Source organism: Amycolatopsis sp. NBC_00438, assembly GCF_036026695.1.
Taxonomy (GTDB): domain Bacteria; phylum Actinomycetota; class Actinomycetes; order Mycobacteriales; family Pseudonocardiaceae; genus Amycolatopsis.
The window spans coordinates 6,319,287-6,340,264 of sequence record NZ_CP107923.1 but is presented as its reverse complement, the minus strand read 5'-3'; the positions used below and the strand labels follow the sequence as shown (position 1 = coordinate 6,340,264).

20 protein-coding genes are annotated in these 20,978 nt (G+C 69.9%); 14 read left to right on the top strand and 6 right to left on the bottom strand.

The window, feature by feature from the left end:
* Positions 1-229 precede the first annotated feature (229 nt).
* The 4 genes from OG494_RS28280 to OG494_RS28265 all read right to left on the bottom strand — a co-directional run bounded on the left by OG494_RS28280 (position 230) and on the right by OG494_RS28265 (position 3,090).
* A complete protein-coding gene (locus tag OG494_RS28280; RefSeq protein ID WP_328443763.1) occupies positions 230-682 on the bottom strand; it encodes a GNAT family N-acetyltransferase in 453 nt (150 codons plus the stop codon).
* 10 nt (positions 683-692) lie between these two features.
* On the bottom strand, positions 693-1,094 hold the full coding sequence (locus tag OG494_RS28275; RefSeq protein ID WP_328443761.1) for a GNAT family N-acetyltransferase: 402 nt from the start codon (positions 1,092-1,094) through the stop codon (positions 693-695).
* Positions 1,095-1,117: 23 nt separating this feature from the next.
* Complete coding sequence (locus OG494_RS28270) at positions 1,118-2,161, bottom strand: MBL fold metallo-hydrolase (RefSeq protein ID WP_328443759.1); 1,044 nt, start codon at positions 2,159-2,161, stop codon at positions 1,118-1,120.
* 104 nt (positions 2,162-2,265) lie between these two features.
* A complete protein-coding gene (locus tag OG494_RS28265) occupies positions 2,266-3,090 on the bottom strand; it encodes a phospholipid scramblase-related protein (protein ID WP_328443757.1) in 825 nt (274 codons plus the stop codon).
* Positions 3,091-3,224: 134 nt separating this feature from the next.
* Here OG494_RS28265 and OG494_RS28260 point away from each other — a divergent pair, with 134 nt between their 5' ends.
* From OG494_RS28260 to OG494_RS28245, 4 genes are all read left to right on the top strand, one after another.
* The gene (locus OG494_RS28260) at positions 3,225-4,262 is read left to right on the top strand and encodes a methionine synthase (RefSeq protein ID WP_328443755.1); all 1,038 of its coding nucleotides are present in this window, start codon (positions 3,225-3,227) and stop codon (positions 4,260-4,262) included.
* Positions 4,263-4,346: 84 nt separating this feature from the next.
* Positions 4,347-5,045: a hypothetical protein gene (locus OG494_RS28255; RefSeq protein ID WP_328443753.1), complete on the top strand. Its 699-nt coding sequence runs from the start codon at positions 4,347-4,349 to the stop codon at positions 5,043-5,045.
* An 11-nt stretch (positions 5,046-5,056) separates the two neighbouring features.
* Entirely contained in the window at positions 5,057-7,237 is a 2,181-nt protein-coding gene (ligA, locus tag OG494_RS28250; RefSeq protein WP_328443751.1) for an NAD-dependent DNA ligase LigA, read from the top strand.
* Positions 7,230-7,724: a GNAT family N-acetyltransferase gene (locus OG494_RS28245; RefSeq protein WP_328443746.1), complete on the top strand. Its 495-nt coding sequence runs from the start codon at positions 7,230-7,232 to the stop codon at positions 7,722-7,724. Before ligA ends, OG494_RS28245 begins: the two co-directional genes overlap by 8 nt.
* Positions 7,725-7,969: 245 nt before the next feature.
* Here the strand turns inward: OG494_RS28245 and OG494_RS28240 are convergent, their stop codons facing one another.
* Positions 7,970-8,623: an amino acid-binding protein gene (locus tag OG494_RS28240; protein WP_328443744.1), complete on the bottom strand. Its 654-nt coding sequence runs from the start codon at positions 8,621-8,623 to the stop codon at positions 7,970-7,972.
* Positions 8,624-8,859: 236 nt separating this feature from the next.
* Between OG494_RS28240 and gatC the strand changes: the two genes are divergently transcribed.
* From gatC to OG494_RS28200, 8 genes are all read left to right on the top strand, one after another.
* Positions 8,860-9,159, top strand: a complete 300-nt coding sequence (gatC, locus tag OG494_RS28235) for an Asp-tRNA(Asn)/Glu-tRNA(Gln) amidotransferase subunit GatC (protein WP_247061885.1) — start codon at positions 8,860-8,862, stop codon at positions 9,157-9,159.
* On the top strand, positions 9,156-10,673 hold the full coding sequence (gene gatA, locus OG494_RS28230) for an Asp-tRNA(Asn)/Glu-tRNA(Gln) amidotransferase subunit GatA (RefSeq protein WP_328443742.1): 1,518 nt from the start codon (positions 9,156-9,158) through the stop codon (positions 10,671-10,673). The genes gatC and gatA overlap by 4 nt, the downstream gene beginning before the upstream one ends.
* Positions 10,670-12,175, top strand: coding sequence for an Asp-tRNA(Asn)/Glu-tRNA(Gln) amidotransferase subunit GatB (gene gatB, locus OG494_RS28225; protein ID WP_328443740.1), 1,506 nt, complete (start codon positions 10,670-10,672; stop codon positions 12,173-12,175). The genes gatA and gatB overlap by 4 nt, the downstream gene beginning before the upstream one ends.
* A gap of 8 nt (positions 12,176-12,183) precedes the next feature.
* Positions 12,184-12,720, top strand: coding sequence for a hypothetical protein (locus OG494_RS28220; RefSeq protein WP_328443738.1), 537 nt, complete (start codon positions 12,184-12,186; stop codon positions 12,718-12,720).
* Between the two features lie 503 nt (positions 12,721-13,223).
* Positions 13,224-14,321: a Gfo/Idh/MocA family protein gene (locus tag OG494_RS28215; protein ID WP_328443736.1), complete on the top strand. Its 1,098-nt coding sequence runs from the start codon at positions 13,224-13,226 to the stop codon at positions 14,319-14,321.
* The gene (locus OG494_RS28210) at positions 14,318-15,235 is read left to right on the top strand and encodes a PmoA family protein (RefSeq protein WP_328443734.1); all 918 of its coding nucleotides are present in this window, start codon (positions 14,318-14,320) and stop codon (positions 15,233-15,235) included. Before OG494_RS28215 ends, OG494_RS28210 begins: the two co-directional genes overlap by 4 nt.
* Before the next feature lie 10 nt (positions 15,236-15,245).
* Entirely contained in the window at positions 15,246-15,998 is a 753-nt protein-coding gene (locus OG494_RS28205; RefSeq protein ID WP_328443732.1) for a cupin domain-containing protein, read from the top strand.
* The gene (locus tag OG494_RS28200; RefSeq protein ID WP_328443730.1) at positions 15,998-17,137 is read left to right on the top strand and encodes a Gfo/Idh/MocA family protein; all 1,140 of its coding nucleotides are present in this window, start codon (positions 15,998-16,000) and stop codon (positions 17,135-17,137) included. Before OG494_RS28205 ends, OG494_RS28200 begins: the two co-directional genes overlap by 1 nt.
* A 427-nt stretch (positions 17,138-17,564) precedes the next feature.
* On the opposite strand, the gene OG494_RS28195 is transcribed toward OG494_RS28200, so the two are convergent.
* Positions 17,565-18,773 (bottom strand): PQQ-dependent sugar dehydrogenase, encoded by a 1,209-nt coding sequence (locus OG494_RS28195; RefSeq protein ID WP_328443728.1) that lies wholly within the window; start codon positions 18,771-18,773, stop codon positions 17,565-17,567.
* A 65-nt stretch (positions 18,774-18,838) separates the two neighbouring features.
* Here OG494_RS28195 and OG494_RS28190 point away from each other — a divergent pair, with 65 nt between their 5' ends.
* Together OG494_RS28190 and OG494_RS28185 are read left to right on the top strand one after the other, a co-directional pair.
* A complete protein-coding gene (locus OG494_RS28190) occupies positions 18,839-19,747 on the top strand; it encodes a 2-hydroxyacid dehydrogenase (RefSeq protein WP_328443726.1) in 909 nt (302 codons plus the stop codon).
* Between the two features lie 50 nt (positions 19,748-19,797).
* The gene (locus OG494_RS28185; protein WP_328443724.1) at positions 19,798-20,376 is read left to right on the top strand and encodes a DoxX family protein; all 579 of its coding nucleotides are present in this window, start codon (positions 19,798-19,800) and stop codon (positions 20,374-20,376) included.
* The last annotated feature ends 602 nt before the right edge of the window (positions 20,377-20,978 follow it).

The following is a 20,978-nucleotide window of genomic DNA, read 5'->3' as shown; positions in this document are numbered from 1 at the left end:
TGCAGGGTCGAGTTTGCGAAGTGGGCGCGAAGGTGACATGAGCGTGACCGTACGGCAGTTTTCGGCGAAATTGCGGCGGAGGGCACGAACGGGCCGTTCGTGCCCTCCGTGGCTTGACTTGCCGAGAGGGATTCGGGAATGGTCGACGTATGTTGACCTATGGTGTGCCGGTGTCGAAGGAGCAGTGACCCGCACTTTGTCCTATGTGGATGGTCGAGTCGTCCGGTTTTCAGAGTTTCAACTTGAACCCCGTGTGGCTCGGCTCGAAACCGAGGCGCTCGTAGAACCGGTGTGCCTGCGTTCTGGAGGTGTCCGACGTGAGCTGCACAAGGGCGCACCCGCGCCGCCGCGACTCGTCGATCGCCCAGCGAAGAAGGTCGGCACCGAGGCCGGAGCCCCGATGATCGGCCCGGACCCGGACGGCCTCGACTTGGCCACGAAGTGCTCCGCGCCTCGCCAGGCCGGGAATGACGGTCAGCTGCAGGGTTCCGACAGCCTCGTCATCGGCCACGACAACGACCAGGAGCTGGCTGGGGTCCTCATCGATAGCGTCGAATGCCTGCAGGTACGGGGCAAGATCGGCTGGGTCGTCGCGGGTCGCGCCGAGCTGGTCGTCCGCCAGCATGTGCACTATCGCTTCGACGTCGTCACGCCGTGCTGTGCGGATGGTGTAGTCGGTCACGCCGCCAGTATCACAGTGCGCGCGTGAACCCTTGATAGCTGTGTTCGAACCCGAAACGCGCGTAGAACTCTCGCAGGTCGGCGCGGGCGAGCCCGGAGTCCAGGTGGAGGCGGGTGCAACCACGTCGGCGGGCCTCGTCGACACCCCAGCTCAGAAGCGCGCTCGTCACCCCTCGCCGGGAGGCGCGGATGCCTTCCAGCAGACCACGGGTGGCGCCGTCCCAGGCCAGACCACGCATCACCGTCAGTTGCGCAGATCCAACGATGCCCTTGTCGTCCTCGGCGACGACCAGCGTGACGTGCGGGGTGCTCGTGAGCTCGTGGAGTGCGGTTGCCAGCGGTCCGCCTGGTGCGTCGAACAAGCGCGCGAGCGCCTCGATGTCCGCCGCCCTGGCACGTCTGATGACATCCATTGCACCCAGTGTGCAGGAAGTCCTCAGAGCACCTTGTAGTGCAGGACTCCGTCGATGGTCTGTGCGGTCAATTTGCCCTGCGAAGCCAGCAGGTCGAGATGTGCCGCGGTTTCCAGGACCGCGAGCATCTGGTTGAACGAGTCCATTTCGGACAGCTTGCGCTTTCGGCGGGTCCAGCCGACTCGGTGCGCGGCCTCGAACGCCGTGCTCGCGCCGGCAGCAATCTGCCCGCCCATGGTTTCGAGGCGTTCACGATGGTGTTCCAGCAGTTCGTCGACGCGAGTGTGCACGCTCTCCGACACCGGGCCATGAGCGGGAAGCATGCGGCGGTCAGGCATGGAACGCACCAGACGCAGCGAATCCATGAAGTCGTTCAGAGGTAACTCGGCCGGCACCGGCTGGAATCCGATGGACGGGGTGATGTGCGGCAGGACGTGGTCACCGGAGAACAGCAGATCGGCCGTGTCGTCGACGAAGACGACGTGTCCGCTCGTGTGTCCCGGTGTGGCGACGATGTCGAATTCGCGCCCCGGCATGATCGATCGACGTCCCGGCGTCAGCCACTCGTCAGGCGCTTCCCAGAGATCGGCTTCCCGGTGGCGCCGGTTGGTGCCGAACTCGCGGCCCAGTGCTTCGACGACCTCGCCGGCGCCGGCCTTGAACAGGAGGTCGACCTGGGCTTCCATCGGCAGCCGGTCGGGGTTGCCCGAAACCTTCAGCGATGGCTCTTCGTCTTGGCCGAGCGCGATCTTCGAACCGAACTCACGGCGGAGTACTACCGCTTGCGAGTAGTGGTCGCGGTGGATGTGGGTCACGAGGAACTCGCTGACGTCGGCGAGTTCGGCGCCGATCCCGCCGAGGGCGTCCGTCAGCTGTTGGCGGGCGACGTCGAGGGCCCAGCCGGAGTCGACCAGGACCAGCTTCTTGCCGTCGGTGACCGCGTAGACGTTCACTGCGCGCAGACCGTCGTTGGGCAGCGGCAGCGGGATTCGGTAGACGCCCGAAGACACCTCGTAGATCCCGGGTTCGGTCCAGATCCGGTCGCTGCTTTCCGGCAACGGTTCCACGGTGACCTCCGTCCCGGCGAGACTCCGGCGTCCCGGCCTTTCTTCACCCTGAGCTGTGCCGGGCCCGCTGTCCACCTGGAGAAGATGAGACGCCGGTCACTAGATCAGTTGGTGTCCTGCTTCAGGGCGGTGTCGATCGTGAGGGCCGCGGCGACCACCATGCTGGCCAGGGGATCCGGTAACGGATGAGGGATCTCGACCACGTAGTTGTCGGCGGTGGTGAAGGCGGCCTTGATGAAGCCACCCCAGGTCTTGGTCACCCGGGCGACCTCGGTGCCGGCGTGGTCCCGGATCGAGAAGTTCCAGGCCCGCCAGTTCTCGGCGAAGATCCCGCCGACCGAACGTCCGTCGACGACAAAGCCGAAACGGATCTTCCCGAAGACGTTCTCCTGGACGATCTCGCCGATCGGGGACTCGTCGGCCCGGGTGACGAGGAATCGGGACTTGAACACCTTGGCCGGCCGCGTCACCTTCAGCACCGTGCTGTGATTGGCGTCGCGGACTTCGAACTTGTGGGTCAGGAACTGGTCGTAGTTGGTCAGGAGCCGGATCGCCTTCTTCAGCGTGCTCTGACCGACCTCGACGACGCCGCCGATCCGGGTGCCGTTCTGGTCGAAGACGCCGAACTCGTTGGCCATCTCGATCAGCTTGGCGCGCTGGTTCACGACCAAGACCGGCTCGGTGAACAACGTCCCGCCGCCGTTGCGCGTGCTGCCGTCGCGGCCGCGGGTGGCGCGGTTGACCTGGTTCTGGATTCGCGACGGGTCGTGCGCGCGTTCGATGTCCAGCTCGATCGGCTCGGAGTCGCTTGGCAGTGGCTGGTGGGCCGGACGTGTGTTGGCGGTCCAGGCCTGACCGTCCCACCAGCGGTGCAGCCGCGGGTCCCGCGCGTCGGGGTACCAACCCGGTTGCGGTGGCGAACTCGTCATGACCGGGCAGCCTATCCGCGCGGACGCGCCCACGGGCCAGGTAACGGGAAATGCGGCGTATGTCTGCCTCCGCGGGGTGCTGTGCGGTGGCCCGGTCGGCGTCGGCGGCCGATGGTCGACCACAATCCGAGGTTGTGAGCGAACGAGTTTGGCCCAGCGGTGCCGCGACGGCGATCGGCTCCATGCCCGGCACGGACCCCGTGGAGGCAGCGGCGGTCGTGTTCGGCGAGCTGCCGGACTTCCCGCACCTGCCGGAATTGCCGGCCCGCGGCGTCGGGGCGGACATGCTCGGCCGGACGGCGGCGCTGCTGGTGGACCTGGCCGTCGAGGTCGTGCCCAGCGGCTACCGCGTCGCGGCTCGGCCGGGGCACGAACACCGCCGGGCCGTCGACCTGCTCCGCTGGGACTTGGACGCGGTGCAGGAAGCCAAGGAGAAGGCCGGTGTCACGCCACCGGTCTTCAAAGTCCAGGTCGCCGGGCCGTGGACGCTCGGTGCCGGGATCGAGCTGCCCCGCGGCCACCGGGTGCTCACGGATCGCGGCGCGCTGCGGGACTTCACGTCTTCCCTGCTCGACGGCCTCGCCGAGCACGTCGCGGAGGTCCGGTCCAGGACCGGCGCGCCCGTGGTCGTGCAGTTCGACGAGCCGTCGCTGCCCACGGTGCTGGCCGGTGGGCTGTCGACGCCGTCCGGCTACGGGAACGTCGCGGCTGTGCCGGAACCCGAAGCCCGTGACCTGCTCGCCACTGTCATCGAAGGCGCGCGCACGATCACTGGTCAGCCCGTGATCGTGCATTGCTGCGCCCCGAAACCACCGCTCGGGCTGCTGCGCGAGGCCGGCGCGGACGCCTTGGCGTTCGACCTCCGGGCTCTCGACGGCTCGTCCGCCGCGTTCCTCGACGAGATCGGCGAGGTGTGGGACGGCGGGGCGACGCTGTTCATGGGCGCGATCCCGACCACCGCCCCCTCCGCGCCGCTGAGCCTGAAGGACGTCGGTGAAGCGCCGTTCCGGCTGGCGAGCCGGCTCGGCTTCAACCACAGCGTCCTGGCCGAACGCGCCGTGCCGACCCCCGCTTGCGGTCTCGCCGGCGCGACACCGGACTGGATGCGCCGGGCTCTCGCGCTGTCGCGCGACCTGGGCAAGGCCTTCGTGGAGCCACCGGAAGGGTGGTGACGGAATCCGGCAACTCGCCGACGTCGGCGCGGCACGCCAAGTAGCGTGTCGGGGAAGCCGACCGAACGAGGACCACCGATAGCCATGCGCCTGTTCCGCCGCAAAAGCACCACCGCCGATCCGCCCGACCCGCGCACCGCGTGGCCGGAGCAGCACGTGCCGGAGGACCCGGCGGTCGCCGCGGAGACGTTCTGGCAGGGCTGGTACGACCTGCTCCCGATGGTCAGCGCGGCGCTCGGCGAGGGCGAGCCGCACCGGGTCGAACACGAGCTCTGCCAGTTGGTCGAGGCCCTGCACCCGCGGCTGCACTTCTCGCTCGAACGTGGTCGCCGGTCGATCTACGCCCTGGTCGTGACGGGTCAGGAGGACCCGGAAGTGCGGCCGTACACCGACGCGTGGCGGGCCGCCGCGCCGCCGGACGACGCCATCTGGGAGTACCACGACTCGGTCCCGCCTGTGCCCGATCCGACCGAGGTCACCGTCAACCTCGGCGAGCACCGGATCTCGCTGGCCGACGTCCGGGTCGTCGCGCAGGTGGACGAGGACGTCGTCGACGTCGCCGTCTTCCACCCCGGGTTCCGGGATCTCGACGAGGCCGCCCGGCTGACCATGACGTTCTTGCCCCTCGACGCCACATTGGGTGAACGGCTGGCGGCTGAACGACTACGGCGTGTCGAGACTGCGGAGACCGAGCCGGCGGGCGCGATCACTCTTTTGGAGTTCCGTGAACTGGTTCGCGGGCTCGGCGCCGGGACGTCCGGAAATGTCGGTGCCGCCGACTAGGCTCACCACCCGTGAGCAGCACAGACCTTCCCCAGGACCAGATCGCGGCGGTGGACGCCCCGGAGGCCGCCGAGGACGTCACCGACGTCCCGGCCGACGTGCGCGAACGCCACAGCGCGCTCGCGGAAGAACTTCGCAACCACCAGTTCCGCTATTACGTCCTGGACTCGCCGATCGTCTCCGACGGGCAGTTCGACGAGCTGCTCGGCGAGCTGCAGGCGATCGAAGACGCGCACCCGGCGCTGGTCACGCCCGAATCGCCGACCCAGCGGGTCGGGGGCACGTTCTCGACCGAGTTCACCGCGTACGACCACCTCGAGCGCATGCTCAGCCTGGACAACGTGTTCGACCGGGACGAGTTCCTGGCGTGGGTCGAACGCGTCGAGAAGGAGGTCGGGCGCACCGAGTTCCTGGCCGAGCTGAAGATCGACGGCCTGGCGATCAACCTGTTGTACGAAAACGGCCACCTCACCCGGGCGCTCACCCGGGGTGACGGCCGCACGGGCGAGGACGTGACGCTGAACATGCGCACGCTCGAGCAGGTTCCCGAGACGCTCACGGGCACCGACCAGTTCCCGGTGCCCGCGCTGGTCGAGGTGCGTGGCGAGGTCTTCTTCCGCGTCGAGGACTTCCTCGAGCTGAACGCGAAGATGGTCGAAGCAGGCAAGCCGCCGTACGCGAATCCGCGCAATACCGCGGCCGGGTCGCTGCGGCAGAAGGACCCCAAGATCACGAAGGAGCGCCGGCTTCGGCTGATCTGCCACGGGCTCGGCAAACGCCAGGGGTTCGAGCCGCGGCGCCAGTCCGAGGCGTACGACGCGCTGGCCGCGTGGGGCCTGCCGGTGTCGCCGCACAGCATGGTCCTGACGACGGCCGAGGAGCTCACCGAGCACATCGCCTACTGGGGCGAACACCGGCACGACGCCGAGCACGAGATCGACGGCGTCGTCATCAAAGTCGACCAGGTGTCGCTGCAGCGGCGGCTGGGCACGACGTCGCGGGCACCGCGGTGGGCGATCGCGTACAAATACCCGCCCGAAGAGGCGATCACCACGTTGCTGGACATCCAGGTCGGCGTCGGCCGCACCGGGCGCGTGACGCCGTTCGCGGTCACCGAGCCGGTCACGGTCGCGGGGTCGACCGTCGCGCGCGCCACCCTCCACAACGGGGAAGAGGTCAAACGCAAGGGTGTGCTGATCGGCGATCGGATCGTCATCCGCAAGGCCGGCGACGTCATCCCCGAGGTCCTCGGGCCCGTGGTGGACGCGCGCACGGGCGACGAGCGCGAGTTCGTCATGCCCACCCATTGCCCGGAATGCGGCACCGAGCTCGCCTACCAGAAGGAAGGCGACAAGGACATCCGCTGTCCGAACACCCGGTTCTGCCCCGCGCAGCTGCGGGAGCGGCTCTTCCACCTGGCCGGCCGCGGCGGCTTCGACATCGAGGTCCTCGGCTACGAGGCGGCGGTCGCGCTGCTGGACGCGAGGGTGGTCGCCGACGAGGGTGACATCTTCGACCTGAACGAGGACAGCCTGTCCGAGGTCGAGCTCTTCCGCACCAAGGCGGGCGAGCTGTCCGCCAATGCGCGAAAGCTGCTCGCCAACCTCGACGCGGCGAAGGACCGGCCGCTGTGGAAGGTGCTCGTCGCGCTGTCGATCCGGCATGTCGGACCGACCGCCGCGCAGGCGCTGGCTCGCGAGTTCGGCTCGGTCGAGCGGATCGAAGAGGCCACCGAAGAGGAGCTGTCGGAGGTCGACGGCGTCGGCCCGACCATCGCGCGCGCGACCCAGGAGTGGTTCGAAGTCGACTGGCACCGCGAGATCGTCGAAAAGTGGCGACGTTCCGGCGTGCGGATGGAAGAGGAGCGCGACGAGTCGATCCCGCGCAACCTCGAAGGCTTGTCGATCGTGGTGACGGGCTCGCTCGACGGGTTCTCCCGCGACGAGGCCAAGGAGGTCCTCATGGCCCGCGGCGGCAAGGCGGCCGGGTCGGTGTCGAAGAAGACGGCGTTCGTCGTCGTCGGGGACTCGCCTGGTTCGAAATACGACAAGGCGGTCCAACTGAAGGTGCCCGTGCTCGACGAGGCCGGCTTCCGCGTCCTGCTGGCGCAGGGGCCCGAGGCGGCGCGGGAGGTGGCGCTGCCGGTGGGCGACGAAACCGCCGAGGACGAGTCTGGGGAGACGGATGGGTGACGTCGAAATCCGGCCGCCGCGGCCGGAGGAGTACTTCGCGGCGGGCGAGGTCACGGTCCAGGCCTACGACGTGGATGGTCATCTGGCCGGCGACGTCGGCTACGACGCGGAACTGCGTGACATCGCGCGCCGGGTCGAGCTGGCCGAAGTGCTCGTCGCCGTCGGTGAGGCCGGGGACGTCCTCGGCTGCGTGACGATCGTTCAGCCGGGCTCGGCGTATGCGGAGATTGCGCGCCCCGGCGAGCTGGAGTTCCGGATGCTCGCCGTCGCGGCGTCGGCGCGTGGCCGCGGTGTGGGGGAGGCGCTCACGCGGGCCGTGCTCGATCGCGCGCGGACGCTGGGGCTCCGCAGGGTGGTGCTGAGCAGTCTGGACAGGATGCGCGCGGCGCACCGGCTCTATGAACGCCTCGGGTTCACACGCCTGCCCGAACGCGACTGGCGGCCGTTCCCGCACATCACGTTGATCGCGTACCAGATCGACGTCTGACCGGGCGTTCGTCCGCTAGGTCGTGGGCGACGCGGGTCCGTTGCCGAAAAGGGGCGACGTCTCGAGGGAGACGTCGCCCCTTTTCGACAATTGCGCGGTCGGCCCGGTATGGGATCGCCGCGAGGATCCGGCACGGAATGCCGTCGCCGAAATCGGCCGAACGGCGATCAGGCCGCCGGCTGTCGACGGCAGAGCAAGACCACCCGGCCGGGTGGGATGCCGTCGTCGGATTTCGGACTACGCGGTCAGCCGTCGAGGACGACCGCGACGATTCCGGCCAGGTGAGCCAGCCGGGCGACTTCGGCGGCGCGGAAGTTCGGTCCGCCGGGGCGGGCCACCAGCAGCGCCCGGCCCGGCTTGCCCAGTGGGGTCGCGGCCAGCTCGGTGCCCAGTTCCTTCCACGTTTCCGGGATCCAGGCTTCCTCGCTGTCGAGCACCGTCGCGCGCCCGAGCGGCAGCCAGGGCAGGTCTGTGATGGGGGTCTCCGGGGCGGCACTCGACGACGCCAGCCGGACGGCGCCGGTCTCGGCGTATTCGACGACCATCGCCCAGCCCGCGCGCACGATGCGGGGCACGCCCTCGGCCAGGATGTCGAGACCGGTCTTCGGCCGCGCGGCTATCTCTTCGACGAGTTCGAGCTCGCGGTGGGTGTCGAGCACGCCCGCATACGGGCGGACCGCGTCGACTTCGACGCCTTCGACACTCTCCGCCGCTGTGATCAGCGCATCGGGGAGACGGCCCGAGGGGAGCTCGACGACCAGGTCGTCCACCGCCACTCCGGTGCCGCGTTCGACGACGTCCACGCTGAGTATGTCGGCGCCTACCGTGCCGAGCGCCGTGGCGACCGCGCCGAGGGTTCCCGGGCTGTCCGGAAGGAGGACCCGGATCAGGAACGACACCACGCGCCCCTCTCACCTCTGGCGTCCCAGCCTTGCCGTGGGACGCTCGATGCCGGTCGCCGATTGTGACAGACCCACCCGGCTCGCGGGACCCACTGTCCGCCGGGCGGGACGTCGGTGTCGCCGGACGGCACTCGGTTTGCGCCGGGCGTAACCCAGTCGAGTCCGCCCACGCCGCCACCATAGACTTGCAGCTTCCGAGACAACCCGCACAGCACAACCCGGGAGTCACCCGCGTGCCCAACATTTCCCGAGACGAGGTCGCGCACCTCGCGAAGCTGGCCAGGCTGGCCGTGACCGATGACGAGATCGACGTCTTCGCCGGCCAGCTCGACCAGATCCTGGACTCGGTGGCCAAGGTGAGCGAGGTCGCCGCCGAGGACGTGCCGCCGACGTCGCACGCCGTGCCGCTGACGAACGTCTTCCGGCAGGACGTCGTCCGTCCCGGGCTCACCCAGCAGCAGGCCTTGGCCGGTGCGCCGGCCGCCGAAGAGGGCCGGTTCCGGGTGCCGCGGATTCTGGGGGAAGAGCAGTGACCGAGCTGATCAAGCTGACCGCCGCGGAACTGGCGGAGAAGATCCACACGCGCGAGGTGTCCGCGGTCGAGGTCACCCAGGCCCACCTGGACCGGATCGCCGAGGTGGACGACCACGTCCACGCGTTCCTGCACGTCGACACCGAGGGCGCGCTGGCCGCGGCCAAGGCCGTCGACGAGGGCATCGCCGCAGGCCAGGCGCCCGTGTCGCCGCTGGCCGGCGTGCCGCTCGCGCTGAAGGACGTCCTCACCACCGAGGGCATCCCGACGACGTGCGGGTCGAAGACCCTCGAGGGCTGGATCCCGCCGTACGACGCGACGGTGACGCGCAAGCTGCGCGAGGCCGGTGTCGTCATCCTCGGCAAGACCAACATGGACGAGTTCGCCATGGGGTCGTCGACCGAGAACTCGGCGTACGGCCCGACGCACAACCCGTGGGACCACGCCCGCATCCCGGGCGGTTCCGGCGGTGGCTCGTCGGCGTCCATCGCGGCCTTCGAAGCCGCGCTGGCGATCGGCACCGACACCGGCGGCTCGATCCGGCAGCCCGGCTCGGTCACCGGCACCGTCGGCGTCAAGCCGACCTACGGTGGCGTGTCGCGTTACGGCCTCGTCGCGTTTTCGTCGTCGCTCGACCAGGCCGGGCCGTGCGCCCGCACGGTGCTCGACGCCGCGCTGCTGCACGAGGTCATCGCCGGGTACGACCCGATGGACTCGACGTCCATCGACGCGCCGGTCCCGCCGGTCGTCGCGGCGGCCCGCCAGGGTGCGAACGGCGACCTGTCCGGCGTCCGCGTCGGCGTGGTGAAGGAGTTCGGCGGCGACGGCTACCAGCCGGGTGTGCTGCGGTCCTTCCAGGCCGCGGTCGACCAGCTGCGTGCGCTTGGCGCCGAGGTCGTCGAGGTTTCCTGCCCGAACTTCACCTACGCGCTGCCGGCGTACTACCTGATCGCGCCGAGCGAGTGCTCGTCGAACCTCGCCCGGTTCGACGCCATGCGCTACGGCCTGCGCGTCGCCGACGACGGCACGCACAGCGCCGAAGAGGTCATGTCGCTGACGCGTGAAAAGGGCTTCGGCGCCGAGGTCAAGCGGCGGATCATGCTGGGCACGTACGCGTTGTCGTCCGGCTACTACGACGCCTACTACGGCTCGGCGCAGAAGGTCCGCACGCTGATCACGCGCGACTTCGCTTCGGCCTTCGAGAAGGTCGACGTCCTCGTTTCGCCGACCACGCCGACCACGGCGTTCAAGATCGGCGAGCGCGTCGACGACCCGATGGCGATGTACCTCGCCGACCTGTGCACGATCCCGTCGAACCTGGCCGGCAACGCCGCGATGAGCGTGCCGAGCGGCCTGTCCGACGAGGACGGCTTGCCGGTCGGCCTGCAGATCATGGCCCCGGCGCTCGCCGACGACCGGCTCTACCGGGTCGGCGCCGCGTACGAGGCCGCCCGCGACGCCGCTGCCGGTGGCTCGCTGGTCCACAAGGTCCCGGAGCTGGGAGGAACGAAGTGACTGCCGTGGCCGAGTTGATGGACTACGCCGACGTCATCGAGCGCTTCGACCCCGTGCTCGGGCTCGAGGTCCACGTCGAGCTCAGCACGAACACCAAGATGTTCTGCGGGTGCGCCAACGAGTTCGGCGGCGAGCCGAACACGAAGGTCTGCCCGACCTGCCTCGGCATGCCGGGCGCGCTGCCGGTGGTGAACGGCAAGGCCGTCGAGAGCGCGATCCGGATCGGCCTCGCGCTGAACTGCGAGATCGCCGAGTGGTGCCGGTTCGCCCGGAAGAACTACTTCTACCCGGACATGCCGAAGAACTTCCAGACCTCGCAGTACGACGAGCCGATCGCCTTCAACGGCTACCTCGACGTCACGCTCGACGACGGCGAGGTCGTGCGCGTCGAGATCGAGCGCGCACACATGGAAGAGGACACCGGCAAGTCGCTGCACGTCGGTGGCGCCACCGGCCGGATCCACGGTGCCGAGCACTCGCTGCTCGACTACAACCGGGCCGGCGTGCCGCTGATCGAGATCGTCACCAAGACGATCGAGGGCACCGGCGAGCGGGCTCCCGAGGTCGCGCGGGCGTACGTGTCGGCGCTGCGCGATCTGCTGCGCGCGCTCGACGTGTCCGACGTCCGGATGGACCAGGGCTCGCTGCGCTGCGACGCGAACATCTCGCTGATGGCGAAGGACGCGACCGAGTTCGGCACCCGCACCGAGACGAAGAACGTCAACTCGCTGCGCAGCGTCGAGCGCGCCGTGCGGTACGAGATGACCCGGCAGGCGGCGATCCTCGCCGACGGCGGCACGATCAAGCAGGAAACCCGGCACTTCCAGGAGGCCGACGGCTCGACGTCGCCCGGCCGCACCAAGGAGACCGCGGAGGACTACCGGTACTTCCCGGAGCCCGACCTGGTCCCGATCGCGCCTTCGCGCGAATGGGTCGAGGAGCTGCGCGGGACGCTGCCGGAGATGCCGTCCGAGCGTCGCAAGCGGATCCAGCAGGAGTGGTCGCTTTCCGACGAAGCCCTGCGTGACCTGCTGAACGTCGGTGCGGTCGACCTCGTCGCGGCCACGGTCGAGGCCGGCGCGAAGCCGGACGAGGCGCGTGGCTGGTGGGTCAACACCCTCGCCCAGGAGGCCAACGCCCGCGAGGTCGAACTGGCCGACCTGGCGATCAGTCCGGCCCAGGTGGCCGAGGTCATCGGGCTGGTGACGTCCGGCGAGCTGACGAACAAGCTGGCCAAGGAAGTCGTCCAGGGAGTGCTGGCCGGCGAGGGCTCGCCGCGCGAGGTCGTCGAGAAGCGTGGGCTGAAGGTCGTCTCGGACGACTCGGCTCTGCTCGCGGCGATCGACGAGGCCCTGGCGTCGCAGCCGGACGTCGCGGAGAAGATCCGCGGCGGCAAGGTGGCGGCGGCGGGCGCAATCGTCGGCGCGGTCATGAAGGCGACCAAGGGGCAGGCCGACGCGAAGCGGGTCCGCGAGCTGATCATCGAACGCGTCGGTTCCTGACCGCTTTCATGACACAGCCGTTTTTCGTCAAGAGCGTCACCTGGCGCGAGTGGCTCGGCCTGGTGGCCGGGCTGCTCGCGCTGGGTTCGACGTTCCTGCCGTGGACCACGCTCAGCACCAACAAGCCGGACATCGAGGTCATCCTTTCGCAGCTGCCGCACGACCAGGTCGTCCGCGACGCGTGGGACTCGAGCTTCTTCGCCTGGTGCCCGCCGCTGCCGTTGCTGCTGGCCGGACTGGTCGTGGTCGTTTTCGGGCGAGTCCGGACCGTGCGGGTCAGTGGCCTGCCGCACCTGTGGCTGGTGGTCGCCGCGGCGTCGGTGCTGTTGATGGTGATCGGCTGGCTAACGCTCGACTGGGAGTTCGACGCCGACCAGCGCGGCATCTTCGAAGCTGCCGGCATCGCCATCGGCCCGGGCTTCGGCCGGTTCCTGGGGATGTTCGCCGCGCTCGCATCCGGGGTGGTCGCTTTCCTGGACGTGCGGGCGATGCGCGCCGAAGGCAAGCAGCCGCGGAAGCGCAGTCTGCGAGACAAGAGCCGCTGACTTGCTGGAAGGCCGACCGGTGACATCGCCTCGTCGGCTCGGTCCTGCCGCTCACGAGTTGGCTGTCGCGGCCCTGAACGCCGAGACGTCGGGCGGTCGGCGAGTGCAAGATCAGCTGATCTGCCTGACTTAGTCTGCAGTGATGAGGTCGCTGATCTGTCTGCAGTCGGCCTGTGGCGGCGAGGTTCGCTGGTCTGACCGACGTCGGTTTGTGGCCCAAGTCCGCAGGCCTGCTCGACGCGATGCGTGACAGCAAAGCCTGCTGGTCTTGGTTCGCGATGCTGCCTGCGGTGGCAAGAGTCTACGTGCAGTGGCCGGGTTGTCCGCCTCTGTGCGAGATCTCGTCCGTTCCGGTTGAGCCCCCGGCGCTGACAACGTTGACAGTGCGGCGGCCTGTTGCGTGAGAAAGCGCTTTCTGCGACGGTCGAAGAGTCGCGCTCGGGGCATCGGCGCGCGCGGAGGTCGTCTTTTGGACATCGCCGGCGAGCGGAGGGGGTCCGGGTTTGCGCAGCGGAAAGCGCTTACGGGTGGCCGTCGTCGGAGCCGGCGGGATCGCGAAAAGTCACTGGGCCGCATACGAAGCCCATCGCGATGACGTCGAAGTGGTGGCCGTCGCGGACGTCGATGAAACGCGCGCCGCCGCGTTCTGTGCCGAGGCCGCGAGCGCCAAGCCGTATCAAGACCTCGACACACTGCTAGCTGAGCAGGAACCTGACCTCGTCTCGATCTGTACTCCGCCCGGACTGCACGTCGAGCAGGTCAGGAAGGTTCTCGAGAGCGGCGCCTGGGCGTGGTGCGAGAAGCCGCCCTGCCGGTCGCTCGCCGAGTACGACGAGATCGCCGCCGTCGAACGGGATGGCGGGCCGTATGCCTCCTTCGTCTTCCAGCACCGGTCCGGTTCGGCCGCCGGGCGCTTCCGGACGTTTCTCGCGGACGGGGAGCTCGGTCGTCCGCTCGTCGCGCACTGCCAGACGACCTGGTACCGCGACGCCGACTACTACGCCGTTCCGTGGCGGGGGAAGTGGGCGAGCGAGGGCGGCGGTCCGGCCATGGGGCACGGGATCCACCAGATGGATCTGCTGCTCCACCTGCTCGGCGACTGGGCCGAGGTGCGGGCGATGACCGCGCGGCTGGTGCACGACGTCGAGACCGAGGACGTCTCCACCGCGCTCGTCCGGTTCGAGTCGGGCGCGCTGGCGACCGTCGTCAACAGCGTGCTGTCCCCGGACGAAGTGAGCCGGATCCGGATCGACTGCGAAAACGCGACCGTCGAGCTCACCCACCTCTACGGCTACAGCGGCAAGGACTGGCGCTACACCCCGGCGCCGCACGTGGTCGCCGATCGGACGACGCGCTGGTCCAGCCCGCCCGGCGACGTCGCCAGTTCGCACACCGCCGCGTTCGCGCCCGTCCTGGCCGCGTACCGGGCCGGTCGGCGGCCGCCGTGCAGCGGGGATGACGGGCGGCGTGTGCTGGAACTCGTCGCGGCGCTCTACAAGTCGGCCTCCACCGGGACCGGGGTGCGCCGGGGCGAGATCGGGCCAGGTGACGACTACTACCGGTCGATGGCCGGCGTCAGCCAGGGAGTGGAGACGAAATGAGCGCGGCGATCACCGTCACCCACCGGCACGGCGACCACGTCGCCGTCGAGGCCGGCGGAGTCCAGTTGATGTCCTATGTGTACAAGCCCGACCCGGTGGCCTACGAGTCCCGCAAGCCCTACACCCACCCGCTGCGCACCCTCGGTGGGCGGCGCGTCAGCGGGTACCGCCCCGCCGACCACCGTTGGCACAAGGGCCTGCAGATGACGTCGAGCCACCTGTCCGGCCAGAACTTCTGGGGCGGCCACACCTACGTACCCGGCGATTGGTACCAGGACCTGCCCGATCGTGTCGGCTCGATGCGGCACGACGCGTTCGCCGGATTCACCGTCGACGGTGACCGGCTGACCTTCACCGAGCAGCTCACCTGGGTCGCCAACAGTGGTGAGGAGTGGGCTCGGGAGCGGCGCGACATCGTCGTCCACTCGGTCGAGCCGGACGAAGGCGCCTGGGCCATCGACTGGGCGATCGAGCTGACCAACATCCGTGACACCCCGCTCGCGTTCGGCAGCCCGACCACCGCCGGCCGCGAGATGGCCGGGTACACCGGGCTGCACTGGCGTGGGCCGCGCGAGTTCAGCGGTGGCCGCATCCTCGGGCCCGGTGAGCTGGGCGGCGAGGAGATGATGGGCCGGCAGGCGCCCTGGCTGGCCTTTGTCGGCGAACACGACGACGTCGACGCGCATTCGACGCTCGTGTTCGCGCACGCGCCGGAGAACGACGGCGCGATCCACGAGTCGCACTGGTTCGTCCGTTCCCGGGACACACCGACCGTGGCGATCTCGTGGGCGTTCTTCGAAGAATTCTCCCTGCCACCGGGGGAGAGCTTCTCCTACCGCTACCGGGTGGTCGTCGCCGATGGGGCCTGGGACCGCGAGCGCGTCACCGCCTACCTCGGCACGCACGGGTTCTGAAAGGCAAGCCATGGACGAATTCCCTCTTCCGGGTGGCATTGGTGTCTCCCACCTGCGCGCTTACGACTGGGCGGCCGAGGACGGCGTCTGCGGTGGCAGCCCGCACCTGCACCTCGCTTGCACCGAGGCGTACGTCGTCACAGGTGGGCGCGGCGCGGTGCAGACGTTGAGTGTCGGCGGCTATGCCGAGACGCCGTTGGAGGCCGGGGTCATCGTGTGGTTCGCGCCGGGCACCGTGCACCGGATGGTGCGGGGCGGCGACCTGCGCGTCACCGTGCTCATGCAGAACAGTGGCCTGCCCGAGGCCGGTGACGCCGTGTTCACTTTTCCGCCCACGGTGCTCGACTACCCTGCCGCGTACGCCGAGGCCGCGGCGTCGCCGAAAACCGACGACGCCGCCCGGCAGCGTCGTGACCTGGCGATTCGCGGCTACCTGCCGCTTCGGGAGGCGCTGCTCGACGGCGACCCGGAGCCACTGCGGGCGTTCCACCGGGCGGCGGTCGCGCTCGTCGCCCCGAAGGTCGGGGAGTGGGTGCCGCGGTGGCAAGCGGGGGCGCTCAAAGCCGCCGAACTGACCGGCGCCCACCTCAAGGCGCTCGCCGACGGCGATGGGAGTCATCTCGAGCGGTCGGGAGTGCGGGTCGCGACGCCGTCGAACCCCGACGGCTACGGCATGTGCGGTCGGCGCGCCGAATACGACATCCCCGGGGTGACCGCGCCGTACGGCGGGGACGAAATCTCGACGTGGAAGGCCGGTAGTTGATGAACCAGACCATCGGAGTGCTGCTCAACGGGGTCACCGGCCGGATGGGCTACCGCCAGCACCTGCTGCGGTCGGTGTTGGCGATCCGCGAACAGGGCGGAGTGGCATTGCCGGACGGCACCTGCGCGCAGCTCGAGCCGATCCTCGCCGGGCGCAACGCTGTCAAGCTCAAAGAGCTCGCCGAGCGGCACGGCCTGACGTCGTGGACCACCGACGTCGACACGGCGTTGGAGGACGTGCAGATCTACTTCGACGCGCAGCTGACGTCGGCGCGCGAGCCGGCGGTGCGGGCGGCGATCGCCGCGGGCAAGCACGTCTACGCCGAGAAGCCGCTGGCCGACACGTTGACGGCGGCGCTGGAACTGGCGGGTCTCGCTCGGGACGCCGGGATCTGTCACGGCGTCGTGCACGACAAACTGTTCCTGCCCGGCCTGCGAAAACTGCGGCGACTGGTGGAAGGCGGCTTTTTCGGGCGGATCCTGTCCGTTCGCGGCGAATTCGGCTACTGGGTCTTCGAGGGCGACTGGCAGGATGCGCAGAGGCCGAGCTGGAACTACCGTGCGGAGGACGGTGGCGGAATCGTGCTGGACATGTTCTGCCACTGGAACTACGTGCTGGAGAAACTTTTCGGCCGGGTTTCGGCAGTGACCGCGAAAGCGACAACGCACATTCCGCGCCGCTGGGACGAGCAGGGAGAGGCGTACGCGGCAACGGCGGACGACGCCGCGTACGGCATCTTCGAGCTCGAGTCGGGGGCGATCGCGCAGATCAACTCGTCGTGGTCGGTGCGGGTCTTTCGCGACGAATTGGTCGAGTTCCAGGTCGACGGCACCGAGGGCAGCGCGGTGGCCGGCCTGCGGCGGTGCCGGGTGCAACACCGGTCGGCGACGCCCAAGCCGGTGTGGAACCCGGACCTGCCGGCGACCGAGGCGTTCCGGGACCAGTGGGCGGAGGTGCCGGACAACGCCGAGTTCGACAACGGGTTCAAGGCGCAGTGGGAGGAGTTCGTCCGGGACGTGGTCGCCGGACGGCAACACCGCTACGACTTCTTCTCGGCCGCGCGGGGACTGCAGCTCGCGGAGGCTGGACTGGCGTCGTCCGCGGAGGGACGGCGGGTCGAGTTGAAGCCACTGACCTGACCGGATGCTGCGGGGATTGTGGGCGGTGAATTGACGACGGCCGGCTGAGTTGAGTGGCGGGGGTGCCGGCGATGTGGCTTGTGGGGCGACGACGTGGCTGATCTGTAGCGGCAGGTCGCCGGCCGAGGCGGGGGGCGCTGCTGGTGATGTGGTCGGTTGGCGACAATGCGGCTGACCTCGACCTGGCGGGTCGTCGGCCGAGGTGAGTGGACCGCTACCGATGATGTGGTCGGTTGGGCGACAAGGCGGCTGGGCTGGGATCCGGTGGGCGTTGGCTGAGGTGGGTGGGCGCGGGTATTGGGGACGTAGTCGGCTGGGCGGCTGAACTCGAGGTCAGCGGATTGCCGGGCGCGGTCCAGGTGGTGTTGTAGCGGGAGCGACAACGACCGCGGCTCCAGTTGAGAAGTGGTCAGGTCAGCGGGATTGGTCAGTCCTTGCCGTTGCCGCCGCCGGAGGTGGCTGGGGTGATCAGGACCACTCGGTCGTCGCTCGAGACCGGGGTGCCGCCGTCCTTGTTGACCGTTCCCGCGACCGCCAGCTGCGGGTTGATCATGCTGATCCCCGCGAGGCGGCCGTACGTGATCGGGGGCTTGCCTGTCTTGCCGTCTAGGCTGACCGTCGGCTTGCCGCTGACCGCGCCCTCCGCCGTGACCGGGAGGTTCTGCAGGTTTCCGGCCAAGGACGTGCCCACCGAGACCGAGCCGTTGGCGTCGACGAAATCCGCGCAACCCGCTACGCCCGGCTTGTCCGGCCAGGTCCACGCCGGAGCCGTGAGTGGTCGGCCGGTCTGGATCCGGTACAGCGCGTCCTTGTCGGCCAGCCGGTCGGTGACCCAGACGCGGCCGCCGTCGGCCGAGGCGCACAGGCCGCCCGGGGCGTGGAGGCCGGATGCCACCGCCATGGCGCCGTTCGGGTTGCCCGCCGCGGCCTTGCCGGACGTGTCGATCCGCAGCACCTTGCCCGCCAGCGACGACGGGTCGGCCGCCGCGTTCGGGTTGCCCGCGTCGCCCGTCGCGACCAGGAGCGCGCCGCGGTTGTCCGTGCCCAGCGCGCCACGGTTGCCGGTCGCGCCCTTCGGGATGCCCGTGAGCACCGGCTTCGGCGTCTGGCCCTTCGCGAAGCGGACGACCCGGTTGTCCGTCGCCGTCGTCACGTACGCGAACACGAGCTGGTCCTCGACGTACGACGGCGACAGCGCGAGGCCGGTCAGGCCGCCGTCGCCGGCCGCCTGGACGTCGAGCTTCGCGAACTCCGTGGCGTCCTTGCCCGCCGTGGCCAGCAGGACGCGGCCGCTCTTGCGCTCGCCCGCGAGCGCGCTCGGCGTGGAGCCGTCGCCCGGCAGGCCGGCGACCGCGGCCACTGTGTCGAGGCAGGTCGCGATCACCGTCTGGTCGAAATCCTTGCAACCCTGCGGCGGCGGGATCGTCGTGGCCTGCTGACCTGGGCGGCTCTGCTGGCCGTCGCCGCCGGAGTCCGAGCCGGGGCCTTGGATCTCGGGCGGGGATTCGGGGCTGGCCACGGGTGCGGGGCTGAACGTCTGGCCCGCCGCGGTGTCGTCGAACCGCGCGCAGCCGGCGGGCAGCACGACGCCGCAGGCCAGGATCGCCAGCAGAGCCGACCGGTACCGGGTTCGCATGATCCCCCAGCCTAGGGGCCGGTACGTGAACCATGGGTGAGTACTCCTCCATTACCGTGGCGATCATGACGCTGACCGTGCTGGTGCCCGACGACGAAGGGCTGTCCGTGCTGGCCGAGGTGCCGCGGGTGCTCCCGGTGCGCTACCAGGCGGGCGAGCCGGTGCCGCCCGAGGCCGCGAAGGCCGAGGTGCTCATCCCCGGCAAACACCGCGCCGGCGACGAGCTGTGGCGTGCGCTGCCGAACCTGAAGCTGATCCAGCTGCTGTCCGCCGGCGCCGAGGACTGGGTCGGCAAGGTGCCCGACGGCGTCCTGCTCTCCACCTGCCGCGGCGCGCACGGCGGCAGCACCGCCGAGTGGGTCGTCGCCGTGCTGTTGTCGATTTATCGCAAACTCGACGTCTTCGCCGACGCGCGCCGCGAGGGCCGCTGGGCGCGGCAGACCGCCGACACGCTGCAGGGCAAGCGCGTCCTCGTGATCGGGGCCGGCGACCTCGGGCAGCACCTGCGGCGGCGACTCGAACCGTTCGACGCGCGCTGCACCATGGTCGGGCTGACCGCCCGGGACGGCGTGCACGGCGTGCAGGAACTGCCCGGACTGCTCGGCCTGCACGACGCCGTCGTGTTGATGGTGCCGCTGACCTCGCGTACCCGCGGGATGGTCGACGCGGAGTTCCTGGCTGAGATGCGGGACGGCGCGGTGCTGGTCAACGTGGCGCGCGGCAGCGTCGTGGACACCGACGCCCTGGTCGCCGAACTGACCACGGGCCGGTTGCGGGCCGCGCTCGACGTCACCGATCCCGAGCCGCCGCCTGCCGGTCATCCGCTGTGGACCGCGCCGGGGCTGCTGCTGACCCCGCACGTCGGCGGGACCGTGCGCGGCGTGCGCGGGCGGTCGTACGCCGTCGCCGCGGCCGAGATCGCGCGCTACGCCGGGGGCGAGCTGCCGGACAACCTGGTGCACGGGGAGTACTGAGCGCGGCGCGCTGCCTCGCCAGGCCCGCGCGGATCCCCTACCCTTCGCGCGTGACCAGTGCAGACGACTTCTCGCAGCAGCCCACCAGCGTCCTGTCGGGTGTCGAGGACAACGGGCCGGCCGACGACGGCCCCCGCCAGGGCGGGCTCGGGCTCGGCCTGCTGATCCTGCGGCTGGCGCTCGGCGTGACCATGGGGGCGCACGGCCTGCAGCACCTGTTCGGCCTGTTCGGCGGGCCCGGTATCGGCGGGTTCGCGCGGGTGCTGGAGACGTTCGGCTACCACAAGCAGACGACGCTGCTGTCGTGGATCACCGGCGTCACGGAGCTCGCCGGCGGTGCGCTCGTGGTCGTCGGGTTGTTCACGCCGCTGGCCGCGGCGGGGCTGCTGGGGGTGGCCGCGAACGCGGTCTACGCGAAGTTCCACGGCGGGTTCTTCGAGGGGCAGGGCCAGGGCTTCGAGTTCGAGCTGGTACTCGGTCTTTCCGCGTTGAGCCTGCTGTTCACCGGGGCCGGGCCGATTTCGCTGGAGCGGAACACCCCGTGGCGACGGCGGCCGCTGCCGCTCGGGCTGGTCTCGCTACTGCTGGCCGCGGCGGCCTCGGTCGTGGTCATCGTGCTGACCCGCTGAGGACCCTGGGGACAACGTCCTGGCCTGGATCGCGGACTGTGGACAACTGCTGATCCGGTTTGCGGGCTGTGGACAACTTGGCTGCGTGCGCCGGGAGTTGTCAGTGGTCGCCGGTAGCGTGGAAAACGGGGGTACCCCCGCAGGCGGGGGAGCTCAACGCGATCTTGCGACGGGGGCGGTTCCGCGGAGGTCGGCTCCGGTGGATAGGAAGACACCCCGGCATCGGCGACGGTCGGCTGGGAGCGGTGGCCGCCGGTTCGAATTTGCGGTGACCGACTGGGCAAGTGCCTGATCGCGCGAAGGCCGGCCGCCGGGAATGGCTGAAGCCGTCCGCGACAGCGCGAAAGTTGCCGCCGGGAGCGGTGAAGAACGCTTTCGCCAATGCGAAGGCCATCTCCGGGGTTCCGCAAAGGCGTAGCCGACGGGCGAAGGCCGGCCAGGTGAACGGCGAAGGCGACACTGCGGCAGCGCGAAGGCCGCCCCCGACGAAACAGGGGCGGCCTTCGTTGGCTCAAGCCAGGCAGGCAGGCGACGTCGACCGCCCCCGACGAAACGGGGGCGGCCTTCGTTGGCTTAAGCCAGGCAGGCGACGTCGACCGCCC